This is a genomic window from Bacteroides caecicola, from assembly GCF_023337095.1.
In the GTDB taxonomy this organism is placed as follows: domain Bacteria; phylum Bacteroidota; class Bacteroidia; order Bacteroidales; family Bacteroidaceae; genus Phocaeicola; species Phocaeicola gallinarum.
Genome location: NZ_JAMBLM010000001.1, coordinates 331,069 through 355,325, shown reverse-complemented (window position 1 = coordinate 355,325; position 24,257 = coordinate 331,069). Strand labels below are relative to the sequence as shown.

Genomic DNA, 24,257 nt, shown 5'->3' with positions numbered 1-24,257 from the left:
ATTTTGTTATAAGACGGGTGATTAATAAGGAAAAACGGATAATAAGGCTATAAAATCAGCGTTTTTCAGTTATGGTATCAAAGGTCGCTTTATTGCCTGCACGGGCAGTAAGGCGACCTTTTTTTCTCTATACTATATGGTTTGAAATGCTTGCGGTTACACGAGGTCTTCCATGCGGTAAAACGGCTCCGCCTAAGCGGTAAGACGAGGCAATCCAAGCGGTAAGATTTTTGGTTTTGTATATACCTGTTTTACAGTTGTTTATTTTTTTCTGCTTCTAAATATTGTCGGATGCCAATAACAATATCTTTTTGCGTGGTGCTGTTTAAATTAACCCATCAGGAAATTTAAGCAGGTTTTTTCATGCCGGATGTATTTCAATGAATTATTCTTTTATCCATCCAATCTCTCGGATATTCCCGTTATTTTTGTATTTTTGCATCTGTCAAGCAACGAAAACCAATCTGTTCATGGAGGAAAATTACATTGTATCGGCTCGGAAATACCGCCCGGCGACATTCGATACGGTAGTGGGGCAACGCGCCTTGACCACTACGCTGAAAAACGCCATAGCCAACCACAAGCTGGCTCACGCATACCTGTTCTGCGGTCCGCGCGGAGTGGGAAAAACCACGTGTGCGCGTATCTTTGCCAAGACCATCAACTGTTTGCAGCCTACTGCCGACGGCGAGGCATGTAACGAGTGTGAATCTTGCAAGGCGTTCAACGAGCAGCGGTCGTATAACATCCATGAACTCGATGCCGCTTCGAACAACTCGGTGGAGGACATCCGTTCGCTTATCGAGCAGGTACGCATCCCGCCCCAAATCGGGAAATATAAGGTATATATCATCGACGAGGTTCACATGCTTTCACAAGCGGCTTTCAACGCTTTCTTGAAAACGTTGGAAGAACCGCCTCATCATGCCATTTTCATTCTTGCCACTACCGAAAAGCATAAGATTCTGCCTACCATATTGAGCCGCTGTCAGATTTACGACTTTAACCGAATCAGCGTGACCGACACGGTAGAGCATTTGGAAAACGTGGCAAAGAAAGAGGGTATCGATGCCGAACCCGAAGCGCTTACCGTAATCGCCCAGAAAGCAGACGGCGGTATGCGCGACGCGCTTTCGATATTCGACCAAGTGGTGAGTTTCACCAACGGACACATTACGTACCAAAGCGTCATTGAGAACCTCAACGTACTTGATTACGAATATTATTTCAAGCTGACGGACTGTTTCTTGCATAACAAGGTAACAGACTGTCTGCTGATATTCAATAACATTCTGCGAAAAGGCTTCGACGGCAACCACTTCATTACCGGATTAAGTTCTCACTTCCGCGACCTTCTGGTTAGCCGCGACCCCGCTACCCTTCCTTTATTAGAGGTTGGAGCTTCCATTCGCGAACGTTACCAAGCACAGGCACAGCAGTGTTCTCCCAAGTTCCTTTATCGAGCCATGAAGCTCTGTAACGACTGCGACCTGAACTATCGCGTCAGCAAGAACAAACGCTTATTAGTGGAACTGACCCTCATCGAGGTGGCTCAACTTACTGCCGAACCGGAAGACGCGGCAGGCGGGCATCGCCCTAAAAAGACTTTAAACCCTGTATTTAACCAAACGCAAGCGGCATCCGCTTCGCCGGCGCCACAACCACAGTCGGCACCTGCGGCTTCCGCACAACAGCCGGCGGCTACTGCCTATACTCAACCGGCAGCTCCGGCAGAGACATTGCGCGAACCTGCCCAGCCGAACATTCATGCCAACCCACTGCCTAAAACAGATACAGGAAAGAAAACTCCGGTACTCAAAGCAGGAAGTATCGGCATGTCAATCCGTCGTCCTCATGCCCAACAAGCTACTGCGACGCAGCAAAACGCTCCGGCAGCTTCTTCCGTTACACAAGCGGAAGAAGAATGGGAAGACTATATCTTCAACGAAAAAGATTTGAATTATTATTGGCGGGAATTTGCGGTACGCCTGCCCAAAGAAGAAGCCGCCAACGCCGGACGTATGCAGAACATGCACCCCCAACTGCAAGCAGACCAGACAACATTCGAAGTAGCCGTAGACAATGAGATTGTTCAGAAATATATGCAGCAGTTGATGCCGCAGATTGAAGATTACCTCCGCCAACAACTGCATAACCGGAAGATAAAAATGACCGTACGTGTCAGTGCTCCTGAAGAAAACGTGCGCGCATACAGTCATTTGGAACGCTTCCAGATGATGAGCAAAAAAAACCCAAGCCTGCTCAAACTGAAAGAAGAATTAGGATTAGAGTTGGCATAACCGGAATATTTCAATCGTGATACTTTGAAAGACATTATCGGCAAGAATAGACATATTTGTGCAAAAAATAACGGGAAAAGTATTTGTTTGTAGAAAAATGTTGTTATATTTGCCGTCGAGAAAACATTAATCTATGACTGAACGCTATCTTTATATCATCTTGACGGGAACAGGGCGAATGCCCGCTGTCACATCGGCTACCGGGATGACCCCTCGGGGGTAAGGATAGTATGTTTATGTGTATCTACGCGATACACGTCTGCAAAGGCAGACTTTTTTCGTTTTTCCAGTAATCAAGATTTTATTTTAATCCGGCTCTTCCTTTCTGTCTGGCTATGACAGGTGAAGAGGCACAATACCATACCGTACATGAAAGTATTGAAATTCGGCGGAACATCCGTAGGTTCCGTGAACAGCATGTTGAGCGTGAAAAAAATAGTCGAAGCAGTAGACGATAAAGTAATCGTGGTAGTTTCCGCCCTCGGAGGCATTACCGATAAACTGATTAACACATCCAAAATGGCAGCGGCAGGCGATTCTTCGTACGAAAAAGAAATGAAAGAAATCGTAAACCGACACATCGAAATGGTTTATACCGTGATTCCTGCCGGACACGGACGAGAGGTGTTGCTCGACCAAGTAAACGAACTGTTAAGCGAACTGAAAGATATTTTTCAGGGCATTTACTTAATCCGCGACTTGTCTCCCAAAACTTCGGCTACGATTGTAAGCTACGGCGAACGGCTTTCGTCCATCATTGTGGCTACGCTGATAGAAGGTGCACAATGGTTTGACTCGCGTACTTTCATCAAGACCGAAAAGAAACATAACCGCCATATCCTCGACTCGGAACTGACGAACCAATTGGTGCGCGAAACGTTCCGCGAGATTCCGAAGGTATCGCTCGTACCGGGATTCATTTCGACCGACAAATTGACAAACGAAGTAACCAACCTCGGACGGGGTGGCTCAGATTATACGGCATCTATCATTGCCGCTGCCCTCGATGCAGATATTCTGGAAATATGGACAGATGTAGACGGTTTTATGACTGCCGACCCGCGTGTTATCAGTACCGCTTATCCTATCACCGAACTGAGCTATGTGGAGGCTATGGAGCTGTGTAACTTCGGTGCGAAGGTGGTTTATCCGCCTACCATTTACCCCGTATGTCATAAAAACATACCTATATTAATAAAGAATACGTTTAACCCCGATGCTCCGGGTACCATTATCAAACAGGAAGCCGACCATTCATCGAAACCGATTAAGGGTATTTCCTCTATCAATGATACCTGCCTTATCACCATGACCGGACTGGGTATGGTGGGTGTTATCGGTGTGAATCATCGCATCTTTAAAACATTGGCAGAAAACGGTATCAGCGTATTCCTCGTTTCGCAGGCTTCGTCAGAAAACTCTACTTCTATCGGTGTGCGTAACGAAGATGCGGCTCTGGCATGTGAAGTACTGAATGAAGAATTTTCGAAAGAAATCGAAATGGGCGAAATCAGTCCGATGAAAGCAGAAGGCGGACTGGCTACGGTTGCCATCGTAGGAGAAAACATGAAACATACTCCGGGAATAGCCGGAAAGCTGTTCGGTACGTTAGGACGTAACGGTATCAATGTAATCGCCTGTGCGCAGGGTGCTTCGGAGACAAACATTTCGTTTGTGGTAGACGGCGGTTCGCTGCGCAAGACGCTCAATGTCATCCACGATTCTTTTTTCTTATCCGAATATCAGGTATTAAACCTTTTTATATGCGGAATCGGTACGGTAGGGAGCAGCTTGATTGAGCAGATTCATGCCCAACAAGAAAAGCTGAAACAAGAACGGGGACTCATGCTGCGTATCGTAGGTATAGCAAACGGTCATCTTGCTTACTTTACGCGCCGGGGTATCGACCTTGCCGATTTCCGTAAAGAATTAGAAGAAAAAGGCATTCCGTCTTCACCGCAAGTGCTGCACGATGAAATCATCGGCATGAATATTTTCAATCCGGTATTCGTAGACTGTACTGCCAGCCCGGAAATAGCCGGACTTTATAAAGATTTTCTGAGCCATAACATTGCTGTAGTGGCTGCCAACAAAATTGCGGCTTCATCGGAGTATGACATTTATGCCGAACTGAAACAAATAGCCCGACTGAGAGGTGTGAAGTTTCTGTTCGAAACAAACGTAGGTGCAGGGCTTCCGGTCATCAATACGATTAATGATTTGATTAACAGCGGCGACAAGATTCTGAAGATAGAAGCCGTACTGAGTGGCACACTGAACTATATATTCAACGAACTGAGCGCCGATATGCCGCTCAGCAAGATTATCCGCAAAGCAAAAGAAGAAGGATACTCTGAGCCCGACCCGCGCATCGACCTGAGTGGGAAGGATGTTATCCGCAAACTGGTGATTTTAGGACGTGAAGCAGGCTATCGGTTGGAACAGGAAGACGTAAAGACTCATCTCTTCATTCCTGACAAATACTTTGAAGGCTCTCTGGATGACTTCTGGAAACATATCGGAGAATTGGATGCCGATTTCGAAATGCGCCGCCAGAAACTGGAAAGCGAAGGAAAACGCTGGCGCTTTGTTGCACGCTTGGAAAACGGCGAAGCATCCGTAGCGTTAGAAGAGGTAGAGTTTCATCATCCGTTCTATAATCTTGAAGGAAGCAATAATATTATTTTGCTTACCACCGAACGGTATAATGAATACCCCATGCTGATACAAGGCTACGGCGCAGGAGCCGGAGTTACAGCGGCAGGAGTTTTTGCCGACATCATGAGTATTGCCAACATCTGATTAAGAATATAAGGATTATAACCGTGAAACATATTATCATTTTAGGAGACGGTATGGCAGACTGGGCTGTACCCTCCTTAGGAAATAAGACCTTGCTGCAATATGCGAATACGCCCTACATGGATATGCTCGCCCGAATGGGACGAACGGGAATGCTGAAAACGGTTGCCGACGGATTCCATCCCGGCAGCGAAGTAGCGAACATGTCTGTAATGGGGTATGATTTGAAGAAGGTGTATGAAGGACGCGGCGTACTGGAAGCTGCAAGCATCGGTGTCGACCTTCAAGCGGATGATATGGCTATGCGTTGTAATATTATCTGCGTAGAAGGCGATATGCTGAAAAACCATTCGGCAGGACATATTACTACCGAAGAGGCAGACGAACTGATTAAATACCTGAATGAGAAGTTGGGCACTGATTGTATCCGGTTTTATACAGGCGTGCAATACCGTCATTTGTTGGTCATCAAAGGCGGAGACAAACGATTGGAATGTGTACCGCCGCATGATATTCCGTTACAGCCTTTCCGCCCGAATATGGTGAAAGCGCTCTGTCCCGAAGCTCAAGAAACAGCAGAATTGATAAATGCACTGATTCTCAAATCGCAGGAATTGCTTGCCAACCATCCGGTAAACCTGAAACGCATATCGGAAGGTAAAGACCCGGCAAACAGTATCTGGCCGTGGAGTCCGGGGTATCGTCCGCAAATGGAATCGCTTTCCAAGAAATATCCTTCCATCCGGAAAGGGTCTGTCATTACTGCCGTCGACCTTATCCGGGGCATCGGACGCTATGCGGGATTGCGTTGTATCGACGTGGAGGGGGCTACAGGACTGTACACCACCAACTACGAAGGCAAAGCCGCTGCCGCTATCGAGGCGTTAAAGACAGATGATTTCGTTTACTTACACATCGAAGCAAGCGATGAAGCCGGACACGAAGGTGATGTGGATTTGAAGTTGAAAACCATCGAATACCTCGACCGCCGTGCCATTGCTCCCATCTATGAGGCAATCAAGACGTGGGATGAACCCGTGGCAATCGCAGTTCTGCCCGACCATCCTACCCCCTGCGAGCTTCGTACGCACACTGCCGAGCCTGTTCCTTTTCTTATCTATTATCCGGGAATAGAGCCGGACGGAGTACAGACGTATGATGAAGTGGCTTGCCGGCAAGGTGCATACGGACAACTGGAAAAAGACGAGTTTATGAATTTGTTTATGAACATTTAGGTAATAATCAAAAGAACAACATGAAGTATTACAGTACCAACAAACAGGCTCCCGATGCTACGTTGGAAGAAGCCGTTGTAAAAGGATTAGCGGCCGACAAGGGATTATTCATGCCCCGCGAAATCAAACCGCTTCCTTCCTCGTTTTACGATGAAATAGAAAATCTCTCGTTTCAGGAAATGGCTTACCGCGTAGCCGATGCGTTTTTCGGCGAAGATGTTCCTGCCGATACGTTGAAACAAATCGTTTACGACACGCTGAGCTTTGATGTTCCTGCCGTTAAGGTAAAAGAGAATATTTACTCGCTGGAGCTTTTCCACGGACCTACGTTGGCATTCAAGGATGTAGGCGGACGCTTCATGGCACGGTTATTGAGCTACTTCATCCGCAAAGAAGGCAAACAGCAGGTAAATGTGCTGGTTGCCACATCGGGGGATACAGGCAGCGCGGTGGCTAACGGCTTCCTCGGAGTAAAGGGCATCCACGTATATGTACTTTATCCGAAAGGAAAAGTAAGCGAAATTCAAGAGAAACAGTTTACTACGTTAGGACAAAATATTACCGCCATCGAGGTAGACGGTACGTTCGACGACTGTCAGGCGTTGGTAAAAAACGCATTCATGGATAAGGAGCTGAATGCACACATGCAGCTTACATCCGCCAATTCCATCAACGTGGCGCGTTTCTTGCCGCAGGCGTTTTACTATTTCTATGCATACGCCCAACTGAAGAAACTCGGCAAAGCGGATAACTTGGTGGTGTGTGTGCCGAGCGGTAATTTCGGAAATATCACTGCCGGGCTTTTCGGTAAACGAATGGGACTCCCTGTCCGGCGTTTCATTGCGGCAAATAACCGCAACGATATTTTCTACCAATACTTACAGACCGGCGAATACCGTCCGCGCCCGTCGGTGGCTACCATTGCCAACGCCATGGATGTAGGCGACCCCAGCAATTTTGCCCGCATATTGGCTCTGTATGATAACAGCCATGCGGCAATATCGGCAGAAATCAGCGGCGCGACTTATACCGATGCACAAATCCGCGAAACGGTGAAGAAAACATACGTTGAAACGGGTTATCTGCTCGACCCTCACGGGGCTTGCGGTTACCGTGCGCTGGAAGAAGGCTTGAAACCCGGCGAAACGGGCGTATTCCTTGAAACGGCTCATCCCGCCAAGTTCCTGCAAACGGTGGAAGAGATTATCGGAAACAAGATTGCCATTCCCGAAAAATTGCAGGCGTTTATGAAGGGTACGAAACTGAGCGTGCCTATGACGAAAGATTTCGCCTCGTTCAAGGCTTATTTGATGAAGCAATAAGAATCATGCCCAATAAAAAATCCCGCGTTTTTGAAACGCGGGATTTTTTATACTCAATCTTTTGCCTGATGCACCGTAAGTTGCGGGAACGGAAAGCCGATACCTTCTTTATTAAACGTGGCGTATACGATTCGGTTCATATCGAAATATACGTCCCAGTAATCACTGCTTTTCGTCCAGACACGTACCTTTATATCGACACTGCTTGCCGAGAGTGCACCCAGTCCGATAAACGGAGCAGGGTCTTTCAAGATGCGGTCATCGGCTGCGATAATGCGCTCCAACACAGCTTTTACCCTTTCGTAATCTTCTCCGTATTCTACTCCGAACACCCATTCCGCACGGCGTGTCACCTGACGGCTGTAATTCGTTACGGCATCACTGCTTAACGTTCCGTTCGGCACGTAAATAATTTTGTTGTCGAGCGTGGTCAGTATGGTGTGAAATATCTGGATTTCTTTCACCGTACCGCTGGCATCGTTTGTCTCAATATAATCGCCTACCTTATAGGGCTTGAAAATCAAGATAATTAACCCGCCGGCAAAGTTGGAAAGATTACCGGACAACGCCATACCCACAGCTACACCGGCAGAAGCCAACAGAGCAGCAAGGCTTGTGGTTTCAACCCCCAACTTACTGATGATGGCAAACGCCAGAACCAGATTAAGCAACAAGCTGACAAGGCTGCGCAAAAACGTCTGCACGCTGATTTCCAATTTCCGTTTCTCTAATATTTTGGCAAGAAGCCGGGATATTTGCTTGATGACAAACCGCCCGATGATATAAATCAATACGGCGGCAAGAATATCTTTCCCCACCTCGATTGACCAATTTACCAATCTGTCGATAATCTGTTCGACGTTTACTCTCGATGCAAGTTTTGCCGAAGCGTCTAACAATGTAGTCGTTAAAAACATAATCTTTTTACTTTAAATACAATTAAACATAATAGCCTGTTTTTCAGTTCAAAAAAATATTCATCCCGATGCTCAGAAACGCTACCCGTAGAACAGACAAGTCCTATGGGTAGAACCAACCGACTTATCCGCATGGAACAACCCACACTAACGGTAGCGTTTTTTCGGAACATATCAATCAGTCTTCCAACCGTCCTTTTCCCTGACGCACCACTTCCGGTTCGTCGCCGCAACAGTTAATGACCGTCGACGGCTCTATGCCGCCTATTCCCCCGTCGATAACCCAATCTACCTTATCGCCGAACTTCTCGTTTATCAGTTCGGGATCGGTTACATACTCTATGTCCTCCCCTTCTTTCAGCGGCAATGTAGTAGTCAGTATCGGAGCGTTCAACATCCTGCATACCTCCCGGATGATATTATTGTCCGGCACACGGATTCCCACCTCTTTACGGTTGCGGAATATCTTGGGCAAACGGCTGTCGGCATTCAGAATAAATGTAAAAGGCCCCGGCAGCGTACGCTTCATCAGTTTAAACGTAGCGTTGCTCACACGAGCATACTCGCTGATGTTGCTCAAATCATAACAAATAATTGAAAGATTATGTTTGCGAGGGTCAATATTTTTCAGCTTGCAGATACGCTCTATGGGGCGTTCTTTCAACGCATGACAGCCGATGGCATACATTGTATCGGTAGGATAAATAATGATGCCCCCCTCTTCCAGCGTGTCGACGATGCGCTGCAAATCGTCCGGATTATTGTTTTTGTCGTATAGTTTCAGTATCATAGTCGCTTAAAACTTTTTCACACGGATGTGGCAGTAAGGCTCTCCACCCGTTTTGTCATAATAATGCTGATGGTATTCTTCCGCCTTCCAGAATGTAGAAGCAGGCGTAAGGCGGGTATTCACTTCGTACCCCTTTGAGCGAAGCAGGGCGATAACCTCCTCTGCCTGTTGTTTTTGGGGTTCGTTCAGATAGAATATCTCACTGCGGTACTGAGGCCCTATATCGGGTCCCTGTCCGTCGGTTTGCGCCGGGTCGTGGATTTCGAAAAACAGTTTGCAAAGTTCAGTAAACGAAGTTTGCATCGGGTCAAACTCCACTTCCACCGCTTCGGCATGTCCGGTAGTGTGGGCTTTCACCTCCTGATAAGTAGGTTTTTCTTTATGTCCTCCTATATAGCCTACCGTAGACTGGACTACCCCCGCAGCGCGTTCAAACAGGTGTTGCGCTCCCCAAAAGCATCCGCAGGCAAATATGGCTTTTTCTGTTTCCATGTCAGTTCTTGTTTTTATGTATAATGATTGTTCAAACTTACAAAAAGTTTTTAATATAATCCGCCGGGCATGGATAAATCTGTTACTTTTGCGGATAAATTATTAATATACTGATGAATAAAATACTTAGCATTATAGTCTGCCTCTTCATGGCTTTATCCGTAAAAGCCCAGTCGTATAACCAGTTGATTGAAAAAGCAATGGAATATACCAAGCGCGACAGTCTCGTACAGGCCGAAGACTTATTCCGACAGGCACTGAAATCCGACCCGAAAAATGCCCGCAACGCTTTGCTTTTCTCCAACTTGGGTACGGTACTGAAACGGCAGGGAAAGACCGATGAAGCACTCGAAGCGTACACAATGGCGCTGAACATTACGCCGTATGCCACTTCCATCCTGCTGAACCGCGCCGCACTTTACATGGAAAAGAACCTGCTGAACAAAGCGTATGTAGACTACTGTAACGTAATCGACCTGCTGCCCGAAAACATAGAAGCCCGTCTTTTCCGGGCATATATCTACATGGAGCAGCGGCAATATGCAGAAGCGCGGATAGATTACAATGTGGTTTTGGGGAAAGATGCCAAAAACCGTACCGCCCGGTTAGGCATCATTATGCTCGACGAGAAAGAAGGGCGTTACGCATCGGCACGCGACGGTTTGAACCTGATGATACAAGAAAATCCGCATGACACGTCGCTTTTAAAGATGCGTGCCAACATCGAATTAGAGGACAATCACCCCGAACTTGCTTTGGTAGACATCGAAGAGGTTATAAACGTAACGCCTGCCGACGCAGAGGCTTACATCATGCAGGGAGACATCCTTTTATCGATGAAGAAGAAAGACGAAGCACGCAAGGCTTACGAGCAGGCTATCAGGCAGGGAATCCCCCGCCCGGAATTGGAAGAAAGGCTGCGGCAGTGCAAATAAATCCCATCATTCCACTCCGCTTGACAAATCGTTATGTTTCAAGGACGTATCACGCTGTATCTTTGCTCTTTTTCCATTATTGAATGTATAAGAAAGGTTGATTCCTACGTAGCGAGCTTTCATGTAATTAATCCGGCGAACGGAATAATCGGGTGTTTGTGTATTGACTTTCATCTTCACATATTTTTGAAAAGGAGTTGAAACTTCGATATTGGCTGTAAGCCTTCCTTTCAACCAAGTTTTACCAACCACCAAAGAATAGCGTGTCATGGCATTAATGGTACTGTTCGGTTCCGGAGCTTGTTTGAAGTGCATCACATTCGCCCCCAAACGCCAACTGTGAGGCAGGTAATAATCTATCCAACCGAAAACATTCAGCGTATAATCGTTTTGCTTGTTGTTTTCATACCTTAATCCGTAATATCCCCCATTTACACTGCACTTTAGCACTAATGCTGTAAGTGGCTGCCAGTTAAAAAACAAATTGCCTGTCACCGTGGTCACTTTCCCCATATTGTCATAAGTATAAACCATTACATCATTACTTTCATCTTTTACTTGATGATAGACAATGGCATCGTTGGAATGCGAATACGCAATCCCTACGGTATAATAAAACCGTTTTCTGAATTTAAACATGCTCAGCGACAAAAGGTTTTGTATTTCTGATTTCAGATAAGGATTACCCGTGCTGGCAGCGTACCCGTTTCCCATCGAAAAAAACGGGTTGAGCATTACGATTGTAGGACGCTTGGTGATACGGGTATAGTTCGCACTTATCCGAGCTCCTTTGACATTACGCGATACCTCCAACGAGGGTGTAAAATAAAACTTTGAATTGGTATGTTTTACTTCTTCGGCGTAAGGTGTTTTCATAGACAAATAATCGTATTCGCCGCTCAACGTCAGACTGTAATTGATACCTGAAACTGCCCCTGAAAACTTAACGTAAGGATATATCAACTGCTGGCGGTATGATATATCCGAATGGTTTGTAGCGGTAGTATTCCCTAAACGCCAGATTGCTTTCGCTCCGACCAACGTTTTACACCGTTCCCAAATAATGGGTGCATAAGTGACGTTGGCCGTATGTTCATGTAATCCGCCGTCTGTTCTCGTATGATTCTCCTGACGTGTGGATTCATCGTCAGCCCACCATTGACTGTAATGTCTGCGGTCCGGATTGTATGTATAACGATATCCCAACGTCAGCCGTTCTTGTTGAGGAAGATGACGATAATAATTACGGTATATCAGATTCGTCTCAATCGTACCGGAAGTATTATGGTTTCTATTCTCAAACATGCTTGTACGGCTGTTCTCTTGGTCGACAGTCTGCTCCCATAACGTTTTGAAATCCGTCTTTAAAATTTTGGCATGTATATCGGCGTATATCATATTCAGCGTATCAAGTTGCCACGATAACATGCCGCGCATGATGTGGTTATGCCAATCGCCATCTCCCTCGCCATCAAGGTTTACAATGCGATCAGGGTAAATATAATCTTGTGTTATCGGTTGCTTCCGCTGCGTATTCAGGTCGTAATTATATGACACAGAAAAATCCACATTCCGCTTTTTGCCGAGGGCGGAAACGCCTGCCTTTGCTGTCGGCTGGGTTGTTCCGTTTGCAGATGTGTTGAGAGAAAAACCATCCAGCAAGTTCTTTTCCGTAATGATATTTATAACAACCGCCCCGTTGCTCTGAAAACGGGAATCCTCCGTAGTAACAACTTCTATCTGTTTAACCAGATGGGCTGGAAAGCTCTGCAACGTCTGTGTGGTATTGGCTTCGGCAATATCATACCGTTTGCCGTTCAAATAGATCTGATAATCATCATGCCCTATTACAGACAAATTCCCGTCAGGAGAAACATCAAGCATAGGTACAAAGCGCATGGCTTGCAAAAGATTTTGCTCTTTTGCATATTTATTATGATGCAATTCGTATAGCAATCCCGTTTCCGTTTGTTTAATCAATGAGGCTTTCCCCGTAACCGTGACTTCTTTTAAAAGTTGATTATCCGTTGCCAAAATAAATTGTGTAGAAAACGGTTTGGAAAAGGTTCGGCTCACATAGCCTATTTTACTGATTCTGATTGAATGTATTGCAGTGTCAAGTTCTATGCTAAAACGCCCGAAGTTATCTGTTATACCCCCTCCTACATAAGCAGAATCACCATTTAAACACACAACATTGGCATAGTCGAGGGGATTCCTGCTTTCGTCTGTCACCATCCCGCTTAGTTTTATGGTTTGTGCCATCACCCACGATGGGAAACAAACAAGGCTGCATACCAGCAAGAATAACGAAAAATTATTAGGGAGGTACTTTCTTAACGTCTTCATATATTGGATTCATTTATTATGATTTGATCTATATCCGAGATTTTCGGTACCAAATTACAAAAATTATAGATTATCGGATAAAAGCACTTTCTATTTATGTTTTTTTACCAAAAACATCTTTGACGCATATAATCTTTCATACAAATAAAAGTGCACTCGCAGGAAATGACAAGTTATGCAAAAGAAAATCCCCATTCTTCCCATCAAACTCTACAACCCTGCAAGGTGAGTTATAAAGCCCGGCATGGAGAGTTATACGACTCAGCAAGGCGGGTTATACAACCCACCATGCAGGGCTATAAAATTTATGCGGATGAACGAAAATATATTTCTTCACAAATTGATATTATTATCAAGATATTAGAAACTGTTTTGAATTTATCGTGCGATGATTTGGGATGAGTTTTTGAGGCATTTCCGCTTGTGTGATGAGAAAGATAGCGGGCTATCTGACGAAGAACAGAAGCGGAAAGGACCAAAAAATCGCCCAAAGCACACACGAAAAGGAATGCATCAAGACGAAAAAAACTTTTTGGAGAAATTCAAAACAGTTTCTATCATTTTATGAGGCTTTTGGATATTATCTAAAAGAAATTCGTACATTTGGGAATAATCATCAGAACAACGCTATGAAGAAACTATGTTACTGCCTGCTATCCGTTTTTTTACTGGCAAATTGCACTACGAATGAGAAAAAAGAAATAGAACGCATAAACGATATCAACTATTCAGTCATTACTGATAGCATTTACAGCAGTATACCCGGTACGATTTCTGCCATAGATGGCAATGTTTATTGGCACGACGCCACCGGGATTGAAAATTTTATTCATGTAGTAAATATCCGGTCGGGTAAAGAACTATGCAGTTTCGGTAATAAAGGCGATGGCCCTGATGATTTCGTGTTGCCTATCCCGTCTGTTTCTCCCACAAAGGGTTTCTTTTTAAATGACACTGAAAAAGGTATAGAACACTTGTACACGGTAGACGAAACAGGGACCTACCAGATTAAGAAAGCGAAATATGAAAGGGATATGGAAACAACGGCGTTGGCTCATTTGGATGATAACACTACCGTTAATTTAACGCCCGGCGCCAATAATCTGTTTAAGATTATCGCAAACAGCAAGGTTGATGTATGCGGAAAATTTCCCCTGTCAGAAAAATATGAAAATTCTTTCTACCTGTATCAAGGGCAGATAACATACAATGCGGACAAGAACTTGTTGGTTTATAATTGCATGAGTTTGCCTTACCTTGCTGTTTACGCATGGAAAAACAAAGCATTAACATTAGAGAAAGAGTTTGTCGGCGAAATAGAAAGCAGTGTCCGCGATGGCAACCTCGTATTAGAAAAACAGTCAAAGCGAGGCGCTATGGAACTCGCTTTGACCAAGAGGTCTATCGTAACATTAGATAGAGACGTAGTAACAGAAGGGGAAAAAACTGAAAGCAAATCCCCGCGTGACCTTTCGGTTTTACCCCATTCTTTATTTGTATATGATTACAATTTGAATCTGACACACATCGTAAATACGAAATTCCCTATCCTGAGAATATGCGGAGATACTAAAACCAACTTCATGTATGCCATCGTACTTGCCCCTGATTACACTTTAATCAAAATTGACTTGTCGTCATTAGAATGAAATTACGTATTCAAACCCTGAATGTATTCGTACAGTTTCTTATAAAACGCATGTTTGGTCAGGGTGGAGGCATCGCCTAAGATTATCAGTTTCATGCGGGCGCGGGTAATGGCTACGTTCATGCGGCGCAGGTCGTTGAGGAAACCGATTTGCCCTTCTTCGTTGGCTCGCACGAGGCTGATGAGGATAACGTCGCGCTCTTGCCCCTGAAAGCCATCGACGGTGTTGACGGTTATTAGCGGACGGAAAGGCTTAAAGAATGCGTCGCGCTTCAGTAGCTGACGCAGGTATTGTACTTGCGCTTTGTAGGGCGAAATCAGTCCCACATCAATACGTTCTTCAAGGAAACGGGTGCGGCCGATTCGGGTGATGTATTCCTTCAGTTGATTGACCGAAAGTTCGGCTTCGGGCTTGTTGATGCGTCCGTAATTCTCGCCAACAAACTCCTCGTTACAGTCCATTCCTTCGGTATTTACCCACTCTATCGGAGTGTCGAAGTCGAGAATGCTGCGGTATTTCACTTCGGGAGCCGATTGGAGCATCCCGCCGTAAAACCAATCGGAGGAAAAGCGCATTATCTCATCGTTCATCCGGTATTGGAGTTTCAGCAGAGACACCACGCCGGGTTTGTTGCGCACAATCGACTGCATAAGCGTATCGCCTAATCCGGCACGCAGTGCTTCCAAACACTTCACGGTGGGAGGAAGCTGGCAATGGTCGCCGGCAAGGATTACCCGGTCTGCCTTACGGATGGGAATCCAGCAGGCAGGTTCGAGGGCTTGTGCCGCCTCATCAATAAAAAGCGTCCCATACTTCTGTCCCATCAACAGGCGGTTGGCACTGCCTACTAACGTACAGGCTATCACGCGGGCTTCGGCAAAAAGCGATTCGTTGATGCGTATCTCCAGCTCCGTGGCACGGTCTTTCAACGAGTTTATCTTCTGACGAACCGACTCACGTTCCGCCCCTTTCCGGCTTCTGGAGTATAATTCGCGGATGGCTTTGCGGATGCTCCACAGCTGCGGATAATCGGGATGCGCCTCGAAACGCCGTTCGTAGGTGAACGATAGCATCTTGTCGTTCACACGGCTGGGATTGCCGATGCGGAGCACACTTACCCCGCGGTCGACCAACTTCTCGCTAATCCAATCCACCGCCATGTTACTCTGCGCGCACACCAAAACCTGATTTTCGCGGTGCAGCGTTTCATAAATCGCCTCTACCAGCGTAGTAGTCTTTCCCGTACCCGGAGGCCCGTGGACTATTGCCACATCTTTGGCGTGCAACACCTTATTCACGGCTTCTTCCTGCGTGCGGTTCAGCCACGGGAAGCGCATGGGCTGGAAAGAAAAAGAGGAAGCAGGCTGTGAGCCGTGGAATATATCGCGCAGCTCTGCCAGCCGGTTGTTTTTTGCCGCAATGACCTGTTTCAGTGCTTCAAACATCAGCCGATAACTGGTTTCATCGAAGTAAAGTTGTACGCCAAGCACTTCCTTGCTTTGTAAAGCGAGCAGCGCATCGGCGTTTGGAAGGATAACCACCATACGGTCTTCGTCGACGTAATTAACGGTAGCGGTAAAATTCAGATAATTCAGTTTACCGGACAGTTCCTGCGTGAAAAAACAGACGGGGCGGCCGTACTCAAACAGGTGTTCGATTTCCTTATCCTCACGCCGTTCTACCTCTACCACCAACTGATTTAATGCGTTATAATAACTGCGTCCTACGTTTAACGGATACCAGCACATCCCGCGCTTGATTTTGCGACCGATGCCCATCAGTTCCGTCTGTTGCTTAAACTGTTCTTTTTCGTATTCATACTCCATCCGCAGCAAGTCGTACTGACGTTGCAAATAAAGGATAGGAGACTGTATGGTTGTATTTTCTTTCATTTCTCTCAGCATCCGGTTTTATCCGGACTTGCACAAAGGTAAAGAAAAATACTTAAAATATATATTGCAAGCGTAATTGCGCCAAGAAAAAGTTATTGCGGTAAAACTCATTGCAATGGTCGCCCACCCATACGTAACTTCCGTTTAGTTTTACTCCAAAATATTGGTTCAAGTAAAAGTTTACACCCACTGAGAGGTCTTTTTCTTCGCCTCCCATTATGCCGGCACTCCCATCGTTGAGATCTGTATAGTTGAAACGGGCTACCAACTCTATCGCCTGCGGCGTAACGGGGCGACCGGGAACGCCATACATGGCATCGTACTCAAATCCTCGTCCTTTCAGCAAAAAACCTCCTTGAATGTATCCGCCGTGCGGACGATATGCCTTTCCGCCTGCGGTGCGATTCATGCGGTCGAAGTAGTATTCTGCCTGAAGCATGAAACGGGGAGCTGTATACAGTGCCTCAACCAACCCCTTTACTTCCGTACCCATATTGGGGATTTCGGCTTCGAGCATGGATGCCGGAAACATGGATGTAACTCCGGCACTCGATATGCTGCCAGTGGGAGGTGTATCGGTGTTTACTTCTTTCGTGCGGAATGAGAAAGCTCCGCCGATATGAAACAGCCGATGCTCTTCTTCCATTTTGCGCCACACCACGCGCGAAGTCGATACGAAAGCATTTTTCTGTTCGCTGCCGAGCTTGTTGATATCATTATGTGTATAAACTCCCGTAGCCAGATACCAGTGATTATTGTAAAAATGGTAGGTAGCGCCTAACTTCCGACTGTTGGTAAACGCCAAGACCGAAGCTGCCGACTGATGAAAACGCAGGTCGGCGGTACTGATAAGCATATCCATCGAAAAGGGTTCGTAGCCGTTGCCGAAAGAAAACACGCTGTTCTTGAAATGGTAATTCAACAGCAAATCCTTGATGGCGACTTTTCCTCCCCCGAGACCGATGTCTGCTTTTACTTCAAACTTCTGGTAGGTTGCTTTAAAACCCACCCGGAAGTCTTCCAACCGGTAATATCCCTGCGTGCTTTCTTTTCCATAGCCCGACAGCGTGGCATCCAGCAAGGCACGCGAACGGAACTTGACTTTTAAAGACTCTTGGGCTTGTAGTGTTATCATTCCGACAAAGAAGATAACCATGCAGGTCAACAGTTTTTTCATAACCATCCGTTTGTCAGTTGGGGTAATGCTTCTTCTACTGATGTATTCCACCCATAATCTGCCACGTTGAATATCGGAGCTGTGCGGTCGGGGTTAATCGCTATGATTTTCTTAGCTCCGGTGATAGCCGCCGTGTGCTGAATCTGTCCGCTGATGCCGATGGCAATGTATAAATCCGGTGCAATGGTGTGTCCCGTCTGTCCTACTTGCATCCGGGCATCAATCAGTCCGGCTTCTACAGCTGCACGCGAACCTGCCACCACAGCCCCCAAACGCTCTGCCCAGCGATGAATCTGTGCCACCGCTTCTTTATTCTTAACGCCGCGCCCTACTCCAATGATGATTTTGCTGTTGCTTAACGACTCTTCGCTGATTGCTTCCGTAATTTCACTAATCAGACGGATGCGGTTATCGCCTTCAAATGCCGAGAAATCGTGACGGATGATTTCGCCTTCTGCCGAAGCATCCGGAATGATGGCTTTCATGATGCCCGGACGAACCGATGCCATTTGCGGACGACGGTCGGGGGTTACAATGGTTGCCATCAGGTTTCCGCCAAAGGCAGGGCGTATCTGATGAAGCAGTCCGGTCTCCGAATCAATATCCAACTCGGTACAATCGGCTGTAAGTCCGGTTTGCAGCAACGAGGCTATGCGGGCCGACAGTCCGCGACCACGAAGCGTAGCTCCTACCAGCAGAATTTCAGGATTGTGTTTTCCAACCAGCTCCACCACCGCACGGGCATAGTTTTCTTCGATGAACGAAGCAAACAATTCATTTTCCACCACATGTACACGTTTGGCTCCGTAAGCTATCAGACACGGTGCGAGCGAGACTACTTCGCGTCCCACCAAAACAGCCTCAACGTCTTGATGAAGTTTTGTCGAGAGTTCCACCGCTTTACCCAACAATTCTTTGGTAACCGGTGCAAGTTCATTATTTTCTACTTCAGCAAGTACCCAAATACCTTTCGACGGTTGTCCGGAGGATGTGACAGAGCGGGAATTTTCCGGTTCGGTCATTTGCAAAGCCTCAGCGGGACATGCCTGTACACAACTTCCGCACAGGCGACAAGCGTATGGGTCTATTTCGGGATAATCAGTAAAACGGATGGCATGGTAAGCACAGGTATCGGCACACAGCCCGCAACCTGTACAACGGTCGTTCAGCACACGAAGCGCAAAAGAAGTATTGTCTGTCATACGATTGGTATTTTAACAAGAAGGTTGAACAAATGATTGAATGATGGCAAAGACCTCACCCCCACCGTCAAGCCACCGGATATTTTTGGTTACTTGGGGAACGGCGGTGGTAACTACTTTCGTAGGAGAAGCATACAGCCCTATCAATGAGCGGTCTAATCCGAGGTCGGTTTCGCTCCAGCGGGTAATCTCCTGAGCCTGTGCGCGCCGCCATCCCGACAGGGTGGGAGAAGCCAGTTCTCCATTCTCGCGACTCACCATAACGGCACAAGGAGTCTTTACTTCCATACGCTGCGTCAGGTTTCCCACCCTCCGGCTTACGCAAATACGGTCTGCCGATACGTTTTCAATCGCCGAGAGGCAGGTTATCTGCGGGATGTCTAACTGACCGGCTACTTCCGGACCTACCTGCGCCGTATCGCCGTCGATTGCCATCCGCCCGAAAAACAAGAGGTCGTACTCTCCTATCCGACGAACGGCTGAAGCCAGCACCAAGCTGGTACACCATGTATCGCTGCCGGCAAAGGCGGGAGAAGAGAGCAGGATGGCACGGTCTGCCCCGCGCTGAAGCGCTTCGCGCAACACTTCTTCTGCCGAAGCCGGACCCATGCTGACGGCTACGACTTCTGCTCCCGTGGCGCGACTTAAGTCGAGGGCTGCTTGCAAGGCATACAAATCATCCGGATTGGTCTGAGTCAGTGCCGACGAACGTTTCAAGGTTTTGGTTACAGGGTCTATCCCAACTTTCGTTGAGGCGGGAACTTGCTTTAAAAATACAATATAGCGTTTCATTGATTCGATTTTCTGTTTATTGTTACAACTGTTTAGAGGCTTGTAATAGACAAGTATCTGTTATCCACCCTTTTTATTGGAACGGGCATCGGCACACCGCTGCTGGAATTCAGGAGAAAAAGGATTAACCTCGCCAAAGCGTTCAGGAGCAAACCGGATGGGGTCGACAAACGGCTGTTCACCCAGAATCAGTTCGGCAGCCAAACGTCCCATTCCGCCTCCGGCAGCTACTCCACCGCCACAACAGCCCGTTACGGTATACAGTCCTTCGTAAGGTTTTACAGCTCCGATAATGAAAAGAGCATCGGGAACGTAACAGGAAGGTCCTGACATGTAGTGAGCGATGGGCAGGTCGTCGATGTCATGCAAGTAACGTTTCAACAGCGGAGCACATTCATCCAGCACCGTCCATTTCGCTGCTTTATTGAAGTCAAAGTCTTCCAACTTCTCGGTCAGCGTATCGGGATTGAATGCCTGACAATGACTTTCACGGAGTCCGATGATCAATGCACCTACGTCGGAACGTGTAAATGCCCGTGCATCGGGGATTACCGTAAAGGGATGTCCCGCCGGAAAACGTTTTTTGTCAATCTCCGTTATCCAGAAGTGACTGCGGACGGGCGTAAAAGGAAGCCCTACGCCAAGCGGACGCATCAGCAGGTTTGCCCATGCTCCGGCGGCATTAACTACCACGGGAGCCGACACAACTTCATCGTCACAGAACTTGATGCCAGCTATTTTCCGGTCGGCGGTTACGATTTCTTTCACCTTGCAGTTCGGACGCAGTTCCACACCCAACTTGGCAGCGGCTTTTGCATAGCCTGAACAAAGCAGTGCCGAATCGATAAACGCATCGGTGGACATATACAGCGCCACGTCTACGGCTTCGGCATCAATCCACGGCAAAAGTTCCTGCGTACGTTCACGGGTGATGCGTTCGTTCGGGATGCCAAACCGTGTAGCCGCATTTTCCAATGCCTCCACCTCTTTCAGCGAAGCCTCCGACGAAGCGATGGTGATGCTTCCGCACTGCTGGAGTTCGAGCGATTCGCCCAACAAGTGTTCGATTTCTTCGATGCAGTCATACGTTTCCTGAACAATCTCCATCAGTCCCGGCTTTGTGCGTGCCCTCGTCAACAGGCAGGCAGCCCGCGATGATGCCTGCGAAGCTATTTCGTTTCCATCGAGAAGCAATATCTTCCCGGCATTACGCTTGGCAAGCTGATACGCCGTGGCACATCCTAACAGCCCTCCGCCTATAATGATAATGTCGTAATTCTTTTCCATTTTTTATTCCGATAGTATGTTATATTGTGTATTCATGTAAGTCTTGTCGGCTTCTTTCAGTCGGAAAGTCTTGTTGTATTTCCGATAAATCAGTATTCCCGCTACCGTGAAAAGGACAGTACATACCGAACCTACCGCGCAGGCTATGTGATTGAACAGGGCAAACCATTCGATGTTGATATCTAAGAACTCTTTGGTAGAGAGCAAGGTAACGGTTCCCAAATAGCCGATGAAATCAATCATTGCGATAAAGAATCCCACATTTCCCTTAATGCGGAAGCAAGCGATAAAGCGGTCGAAGAAAATGGTTTGGAAAGTCAGGTATGCAATGTAAAGCGAGAGACTTTCGATAAACAACCAAGTTACCGGTTCCAAGTCAAGGGTTTCGTAATGGTACGACACGTATGTCATGGTGAGACAGCCTGCTATTACCAGCGTCATCAGCCAGAGCAAGGCTTTGATGTTGCTGCGGAAGAAGATGAACAGTGCAAACAGTCCCAAGATTATCAGTGTAACAATGGTGTCGATGCGGGCAAACATCCACGACGACTGGTTACTCATGTCAAGGATGTAAACAAGGAAGTCTTCTTTGATGTCGCGAAGCACGAGCAGCATGAAGTTACCGACAAACAAGAGTGACAATATCGGCGCGTACTTCATAAAGAGTGCCTTACGTCCCTTGCCGTCCAACACCACACGCTCATTGCGCAGGGCGATATCTTCTGCCGTAGGCTGAGGCAGTCTTTTCAACATATATCCCATAAAAACCAGCAGAGGCAGGGCAAAACCGCCGATAACTGCCGGCATCCAGAATTGATCAATGTGCATTTCGTTCATGGCAAACAAACCGAAGCTCTTCGCCACACCCGAACTGAAAACCATGCTTACGCCCAACAGACTGGCAAGTATATCGGTCACCTTACGGCCTTCGATGAAGCTGAATATCACTCCCCACATACATCCTAACGAAAGTCCGTTGACAAACATGGCTATCACATTGTACGGAGTATCCAGCATACCGAAACCTATAAGAGCTGCCTCGGCAAGAATTGCCGAACCGACAAAGAAACGGAAGCGGTTTTCTTTTTTCAGCTCCGAAATAATCTTGATGCCGAAAAACTTTGCAATCACATATCCTAAAATCTGAATGGTAGTTACAGCTACCTTGTAATCGCTGCCGAAAAAGGTCAGCCCGTCGAACGAAGCGGCTGTATAAGGTTTTCGCAATGCGTAAACCAACGAATAAGAGAGCAGGGCAGCTCCACCCGCCCACAGAATCAGAAGCACGTCTGAGAGTTTCTTGTTTTTCGTAATCTGTTCCATATAAACTTGATAATAAGATGTTTCTAAATTTTTCGGGAGCAAAACTACACCAAGAAACCGTCTGAAAGAATTAATTTATTATGTATTATAAAAGCCGGCTGCCCTGTATTTATAATGTTATGTTTATTAAAAGATAATGTCATAAAAATGCAACAAATGAAATACTATTGTAACATCTTAATCGTATTTTTGCCTCAACAAGACTCAGCTTATGGACAGATTAGTATCTCTTTACGAAAGGATGAAAAAACTCCGCGAATCGGGAGTAAGAATGAAAGACATATCCGAAGAAACCGACATCGCTTCGAGCGTGCTGTCGTCGCTGTATTCTTCGGTATTGCCTATGTATGTAAACTTGCTTTCCAACGGGGAAGAGAAGGAAAAGGCACTCGACAAATCGCTCCAACAGGTAAACAATGTATCGAAACGCAAACTGTTGGGCTGTTTGGACGCTCTCTACGAAAAGGTTCATGCCATTGAGCCGCGACTGATTAACTCGAAGAACAACGGACGTCCGTTTCTGGACGACATTGAGAAAGAAGCCATCAATTACCTGCCCAATGCCGGGGTGTATACCGGACTGTATCTGGCATACAGTTCCTCTTCTTTCTCTAACGGACTGAAAGTTGAGCCGTACATGATTGCCTCCATTACCGATGGCGACACGATGCCGAAAGTTTACTCGCAAAACATGTCGGGCGATTATTACACGGGGGTGGGACTTTTTTCTCCTTTCCAGATAGGTTACCTGATGTTCAACGAACAGAAACGTTTGCAGTTGGCGCTGAAAGTGGTATATCTCCAACTGCCCATCATCGAATATCCTACCTTTTTAAAGGGAATTTATCTGACGCACGATTACAACCGTAATCCCATAGCGCGGCGGATTATCTTCATTCGGCAGGGAGACGAAATCTCATTAGACGAATTTGCCAAACTGCGTACCGAGGTGATTCCGAAGGAGAAACTGACCGAGGAGCAACTGTCATATTACCACTACACCTGCGAACCGGGCGACGTGATTAAGAGTATGATGCTGGTCTCGCCGGAGAAGAATGTGGACGACTTAAAGCGTGAAAAAGATTTGCTGAAATTACTCTGAAGAGCTACTTCTCTTTCAACATTTTACCGTTAAAACATGGAGTCTGAAACGCTACGGTTAGAAATTTTATTTCATCCCGAAAAGTCCCTCAATTCTATTCGGAGAGTCCGGTCGTCTTCCGAATAGAATTTTTGAGGCGCAGAATAAGCCCTAAAACAACCAACGCAAATGCCAATATATACTTATGGAATCAGAGACAGAATTTATCAGAAGCAGTACGGCAGATGACTGTCGGGATGTGTACGCCCTCATCTGTAACATGGAGGAAAAAGAACTTCCGTATGCGGCGTTCGAACGGATCTTTCAACAGCAATTAAAGGATGCGGATTATGCGTGTCTGGTTTATGTATCCGACGGTAAAGTAAAGGGATGCATCAATTTGCGGATGGAATACCAGCTTCATCATGCGGAACGTATTTGCGAAATCATGGAGCTGTCGGTTTCTCCGGAATGCCGCAGCAGGGGTATCGGGAAACAACTGTTTGACGAGGCTTGCCACCATGCCCGCCAAGAGGGATGTACACAGATAGAAGTATGTTGCAACCGGTTGAGAACCCGCACGCACCGTTTTTATGAAGCACGGGGGATGCATAATTTTCACTATAAGTTTTCACTCAATTTTGCTTCACCGCAAGACAGCGAGAACCGGTTGGGCAGATAAAAAAATCCCTGCCCCGACCCAAAATGCCGA

The 24,257-nt window shown here is 46.6% G+C and carries 19 protein-coding genes; 9 read left to right on the top strand and 10 right to left on the bottom strand.

The window, feature by feature from the left end:
• Positions 1-470 precede the first annotated feature (470 nt).
• The 4 genes from M3085_RS01405 to thrC all read left to right on the top strand — a co-directional run bounded on the left by M3085_RS01405 (position 471) and on the right by thrC (position 7,659).
• Positions 471-2,300: a DNA polymerase III subunit gamma/tau gene (locus M3085_RS01405; protein WP_249052135.1), complete on the top strand. Its 1,830-nt coding sequence runs from the start codon at positions 471-473 to the stop codon at positions 2,298-2,300.
• A 369-nt stretch (positions 2,301-2,669) separates the two neighbouring features.
• Positions 2,670-5,102, top strand: a complete 2,433-nt coding sequence (gene thrA / locus M3085_RS01400; protein ID WP_178257600.1) for a bifunctional aspartate kinase/homoserine dehydrogenase I — start codon at positions 2,670-2,672, stop codon at positions 5,100-5,102.
• Between the two features lie 23 nt (positions 5,103-5,125).
• The gene (locus M3085_RS01395) at positions 5,126-6,337 is read left to right on the top strand and encodes a cofactor-independent phosphoglycerate mutase (protein WP_249052134.1); all 1,212 of its coding nucleotides are present in this window, start codon (positions 5,126-5,128) and stop codon (positions 6,335-6,337) included.
• A 20-nt stretch (positions 6,338-6,357) separates the two neighbouring features.
• A complete protein-coding gene (gene thrC / locus M3085_RS01390; RefSeq protein WP_249052133.1) occupies positions 6,358-7,659 on the top strand; it encodes a threonine synthase in 1,302 nt (433 codons plus the stop codon).
• Positions 7,660-7,712: 53 nt separating this feature from the next.
• Here thrC and M3085_RS01385 read toward each other — a convergent pair whose 3' ends face one another.
• The 3 genes from M3085_RS01385 to msrA all read right to left on the bottom strand — a co-directional run bounded on the left by M3085_RS01385 (position 7,713) and on the right by msrA (position 9,858).
• Entirely contained in the window at positions 7,713-8,576 is an 864-nt protein-coding gene (locus M3085_RS01385; RefSeq protein WP_178257597.1) for a mechanosensitive ion channel family protein, read from the bottom strand.
• 178 nt (positions 8,577-8,754) lie between these two features.
• Positions 8,755-9,366 (bottom strand): L-threonylcarbamoyladenylate synthase, encoded by a 612-nt coding sequence (locus tag M3085_RS01380; protein WP_249052132.1) that lies wholly within the window; start codon positions 9,364-9,366, stop codon positions 8,755-8,757.
• Between the two features lie 6 nt (positions 9,367-9,372).
• A complete protein-coding gene (msrA, locus tag M3085_RS01375; protein WP_178257595.1) occupies positions 9,373-9,858 on the bottom strand; it encodes a peptide-methionine (S)-S-oxide reductase MsrA in 486 nt (161 codons plus the stop codon).
• A gap of 113 nt (positions 9,859-9,971) precedes the next feature.
• Between msrA and M3085_RS01370 the strand changes: the two genes are divergently transcribed.
• Positions 9,972-10,793 (top strand): tetratricopeptide repeat protein, encoded by an 822-nt coding sequence (locus M3085_RS01370; protein ID WP_191710025.1) that lies wholly within the window; start codon positions 9,972-9,974, stop codon positions 10,791-10,793.
• A gap of 6 nt (positions 10,794-10,799) precedes the next feature.
• Here M3085_RS01370 and M3085_RS01365 read toward each other — a convergent pair whose 3' ends face one another.
• On the bottom strand, positions 10,800-13,142 hold the full coding sequence (locus tag M3085_RS01365; RefSeq protein WP_249052131.1) for an outer membrane beta-barrel family protein: 2,343 nt from the start codon (positions 13,140-13,142) through the stop codon (positions 10,800-10,802).
• 165 nt (positions 13,143-13,307) lie between these two features.
• Between M3085_RS01365 and M3085_RS01360 the strand changes: the two genes are divergently transcribed.
• Both M3085_RS01360 and M3085_RS01355 read left to right on the top strand, forming a co-directional pair.
• Positions 13,308-13,544 carry a hypothetical protein gene (locus M3085_RS01360; protein ID WP_249052130.1) on the top strand — a complete coding sequence of 79 codons (237 nt, stop codon included), beginning with the start codon at positions 13,308-13,310 and terminating at the stop codon, positions 13,542-13,544.
• 227 nt (positions 13,545-13,771) lie between these two features.
• Complete coding sequence (locus tag M3085_RS01355) at positions 13,772-14,791, top strand: BF3164 family lipoprotein (RefSeq protein WP_249052129.1); 1,020 nt, start codon at positions 13,772-13,774, stop codon at positions 14,789-14,791.
• A 2-nt stretch (positions 14,792-14,793) separates the two neighbouring features.
• Here the strand turns inward: M3085_RS01355 and M3085_RS01350 are convergent, their stop codons facing one another.
• The 6 genes from M3085_RS01350 to M3085_RS01325 are packed head-to-tail and all read right to left on the bottom strand — an operon-like array spanning position 14,794 to position 22,464.
• Positions 14,794-16,683: an AAA domain-containing protein gene (locus M3085_RS01350; protein ID WP_178257592.1), complete on the bottom strand. Its 1,890-nt coding sequence runs from the start codon at positions 16,681-16,683 to the stop codon at positions 14,794-14,796.
• 52 nt (positions 16,684-16,735) lie between these two features.
• Positions 16,736-17,860 carry a porin gene (locus M3085_RS01345; protein ID WP_249052128.1) on the bottom strand — a complete coding sequence of 375 codons (1,125 nt, stop codon included), beginning with the start codon at positions 17,858-17,860 and terminating at the stop codon, positions 16,736-16,738.
• Complete coding sequence (locus M3085_RS01340) at positions 17,857-19,062, bottom strand: electron transfer flavoprotein subunit alpha (RefSeq protein WP_249052127.1); 1,206 nt, start codon at positions 19,060-19,062, stop codon at positions 17,857-17,859. The genes M3085_RS01345 and M3085_RS01340 overlap by 4 nt, the downstream gene beginning before the upstream one ends.
• 12 nt (positions 19,063-19,074) lie before the next feature.
• Positions 19,075-19,854 (bottom strand): electron transfer flavoprotein subunit beta/FixA family protein, encoded by a 780-nt coding sequence (locus M3085_RS01335; protein ID WP_178257589.1) that lies wholly within the window; start codon positions 19,852-19,854, stop codon positions 19,075-19,077.
• Between the two features lie 60 nt (positions 19,855-19,914).
• On the bottom strand, positions 19,915-21,141 hold the full coding sequence (locus M3085_RS01330; RefSeq protein WP_249052126.1) for an NAD(P)/FAD-dependent oxidoreductase: 1,227 nt from the start codon (positions 21,139-21,141) through the stop codon (positions 19,915-19,917).
• Positions 21,142-21,144: 3 nt separating this feature from the next.
• The gene (locus M3085_RS01325) at positions 21,145-22,464 is read right to left on the bottom strand and encodes a DUF5690 family protein (protein WP_249052125.1); all 1,320 of its coding nucleotides are present in this window, start codon (positions 22,462-22,464) and stop codon (positions 21,145-21,147) included.
• A 211-nt stretch (positions 22,465-22,675) separates the two neighbouring features.
• On the opposite strand from M3085_RS01325, the gene M3085_RS01320 reads away from it, so the two are divergent.
• Both M3085_RS01320 and M3085_RS01315 read left to right on the top strand, forming a co-directional pair.
• Complete coding sequence (locus M3085_RS01320) at positions 22,676-23,566, top strand: hypothetical protein (protein ID WP_249052124.1); 891 nt, start codon at positions 22,676-22,678, stop codon at positions 23,564-23,566.
• A gap of 184 nt (positions 23,567-23,750) precedes the next feature.
• Positions 23,751-24,227 (top strand): GNAT family N-acetyltransferase, encoded by a 477-nt coding sequence (locus tag M3085_RS01315; protein ID WP_204500627.1) that lies wholly within the window; start codon positions 23,751-23,753, stop codon positions 24,225-24,227.
• Positions 24,228-24,257: the final 30 nt, after the last annotated feature.

What these genes read in the sequence shown, in the direction of transcription:
- M3085_RS01405 (WP_249052135.1), top strand. Translation starts at nt 471, where the DNA reads ATGGAGGAAAATTACATTGTATCGGCTCGGAAATACCGCCCGGCGACA.
- thrA (WP_178257600.1), top strand. Translation starts at nt 2,670, where the DNA reads ATGAAAGTATTGAAATTCGGCGGAACATCCGTAGGTTCCGTGAACAGC.
- thrC (WP_249052133.1), top strand. Translation starts at nt 6,358, where the DNA reads ATGAAGTATTACAGTACCAACAAACAGGCTCCCGATGCTACGTTGGAA.
- M3085_RS01385 (WP_178257597.1), bottom strand. Translation starts at nt 8,576, where the DNA reads ATGTTTTTAACGACTACATTGTTAGACGCTTCGGCAAAACTTGCATCG.
- M3085_RS01380 (WP_249052132.1), bottom strand. Translation starts at nt 9,366, where the DNA reads ATGATACTGAAACTATACGACAAAAACAATAATCCGGACGATTTGCAG.
- msrA (WP_178257595.1), bottom strand. Translation starts at nt 9,858, where the DNA reads ATGGAAACAGAAAAAGCCATATTTGCCTGCGGATGCTTTTGGGGAGCG.
- M3085_RS01370 (WP_191710025.1), top strand. Translation starts at nt 9,972, where the DNA reads ATGAATAAAATACTTAGCATTATAGTCTGCCTCTTCATGGCTTTATCC.
- M3085_RS01365 (WP_249052131.1), bottom strand. Translation starts at nt 13,142, where the DNA reads ATGAAGACGTTAAGAAAGTACCTCCCTAATAATTTTTCGTTATTCTTG.
- M3085_RS01360 (WP_249052130.1), top strand. Translation starts at nt 13,308, where the DNA reads ATGACAAGTTATGCAAAAGAAAATCCCCATTCTTCCCATCAAACTCTA.
- M3085_RS01355 (WP_249052129.1), top strand. Translation starts at nt 13,772, where the DNA reads ATGAAGAAACTATGTTACTGCCTGCTATCCGTTTTTTTACTGGCAAAT.
- M3085_RS01350 (WP_178257592.1), bottom strand. Translation starts at nt 16,683, where the DNA reads ATGAAAGAAAATACAACCATACAGTCTCCTATCCTTTATTTGCAACGT.
- M3085_RS01345 (WP_249052128.1), bottom strand. Translation starts at nt 17,860, where the DNA reads ATGAAAAAACTGTTGACCTGCATGGTTATCTTCTTTGTCGGAATGATA.
- M3085_RS01340 (WP_249052127.1), bottom strand. Translation starts at nt 19,062, where the DNA reads ATGACAGACAATACTTCTTTTGCGCTTCGTGTGCTGAACGACCGTTGT.
- M3085_RS01335 (WP_178257589.1), bottom strand. Translation starts at nt 19,854, where the DNA reads ATGAAACGCTATATTGTATTTTTAAAGCAAGTTCCCGCCTCAACGAAA.
- M3085_RS01330 (WP_249052126.1), bottom strand. Translation starts at nt 21,141, where the DNA reads ATGGAAAAGAATTACGACATTATCATTATAGGCGGAGGGCTGTTAGGA.
- M3085_RS01325 (WP_249052125.1), bottom strand. Translation starts at nt 22,464, where the DNA reads ATGGAACAGATTACGAAAAACAAGAAACTCTCAGACGTGCTTCTGATT.
- M3085_RS01320 (WP_249052124.1), top strand. Translation starts at nt 22,676, where the DNA reads ATGGACAGATTAGTATCTCTTTACGAAAGGATGAAAAAACTCCGCGAA.
- M3085_RS01315 (WP_204500627.1), top strand. Translation starts at nt 23,751, where the DNA reads ATGGAATCAGAGACAGAATTTATCAGAAGCAGTACGGCAGATGACTGT.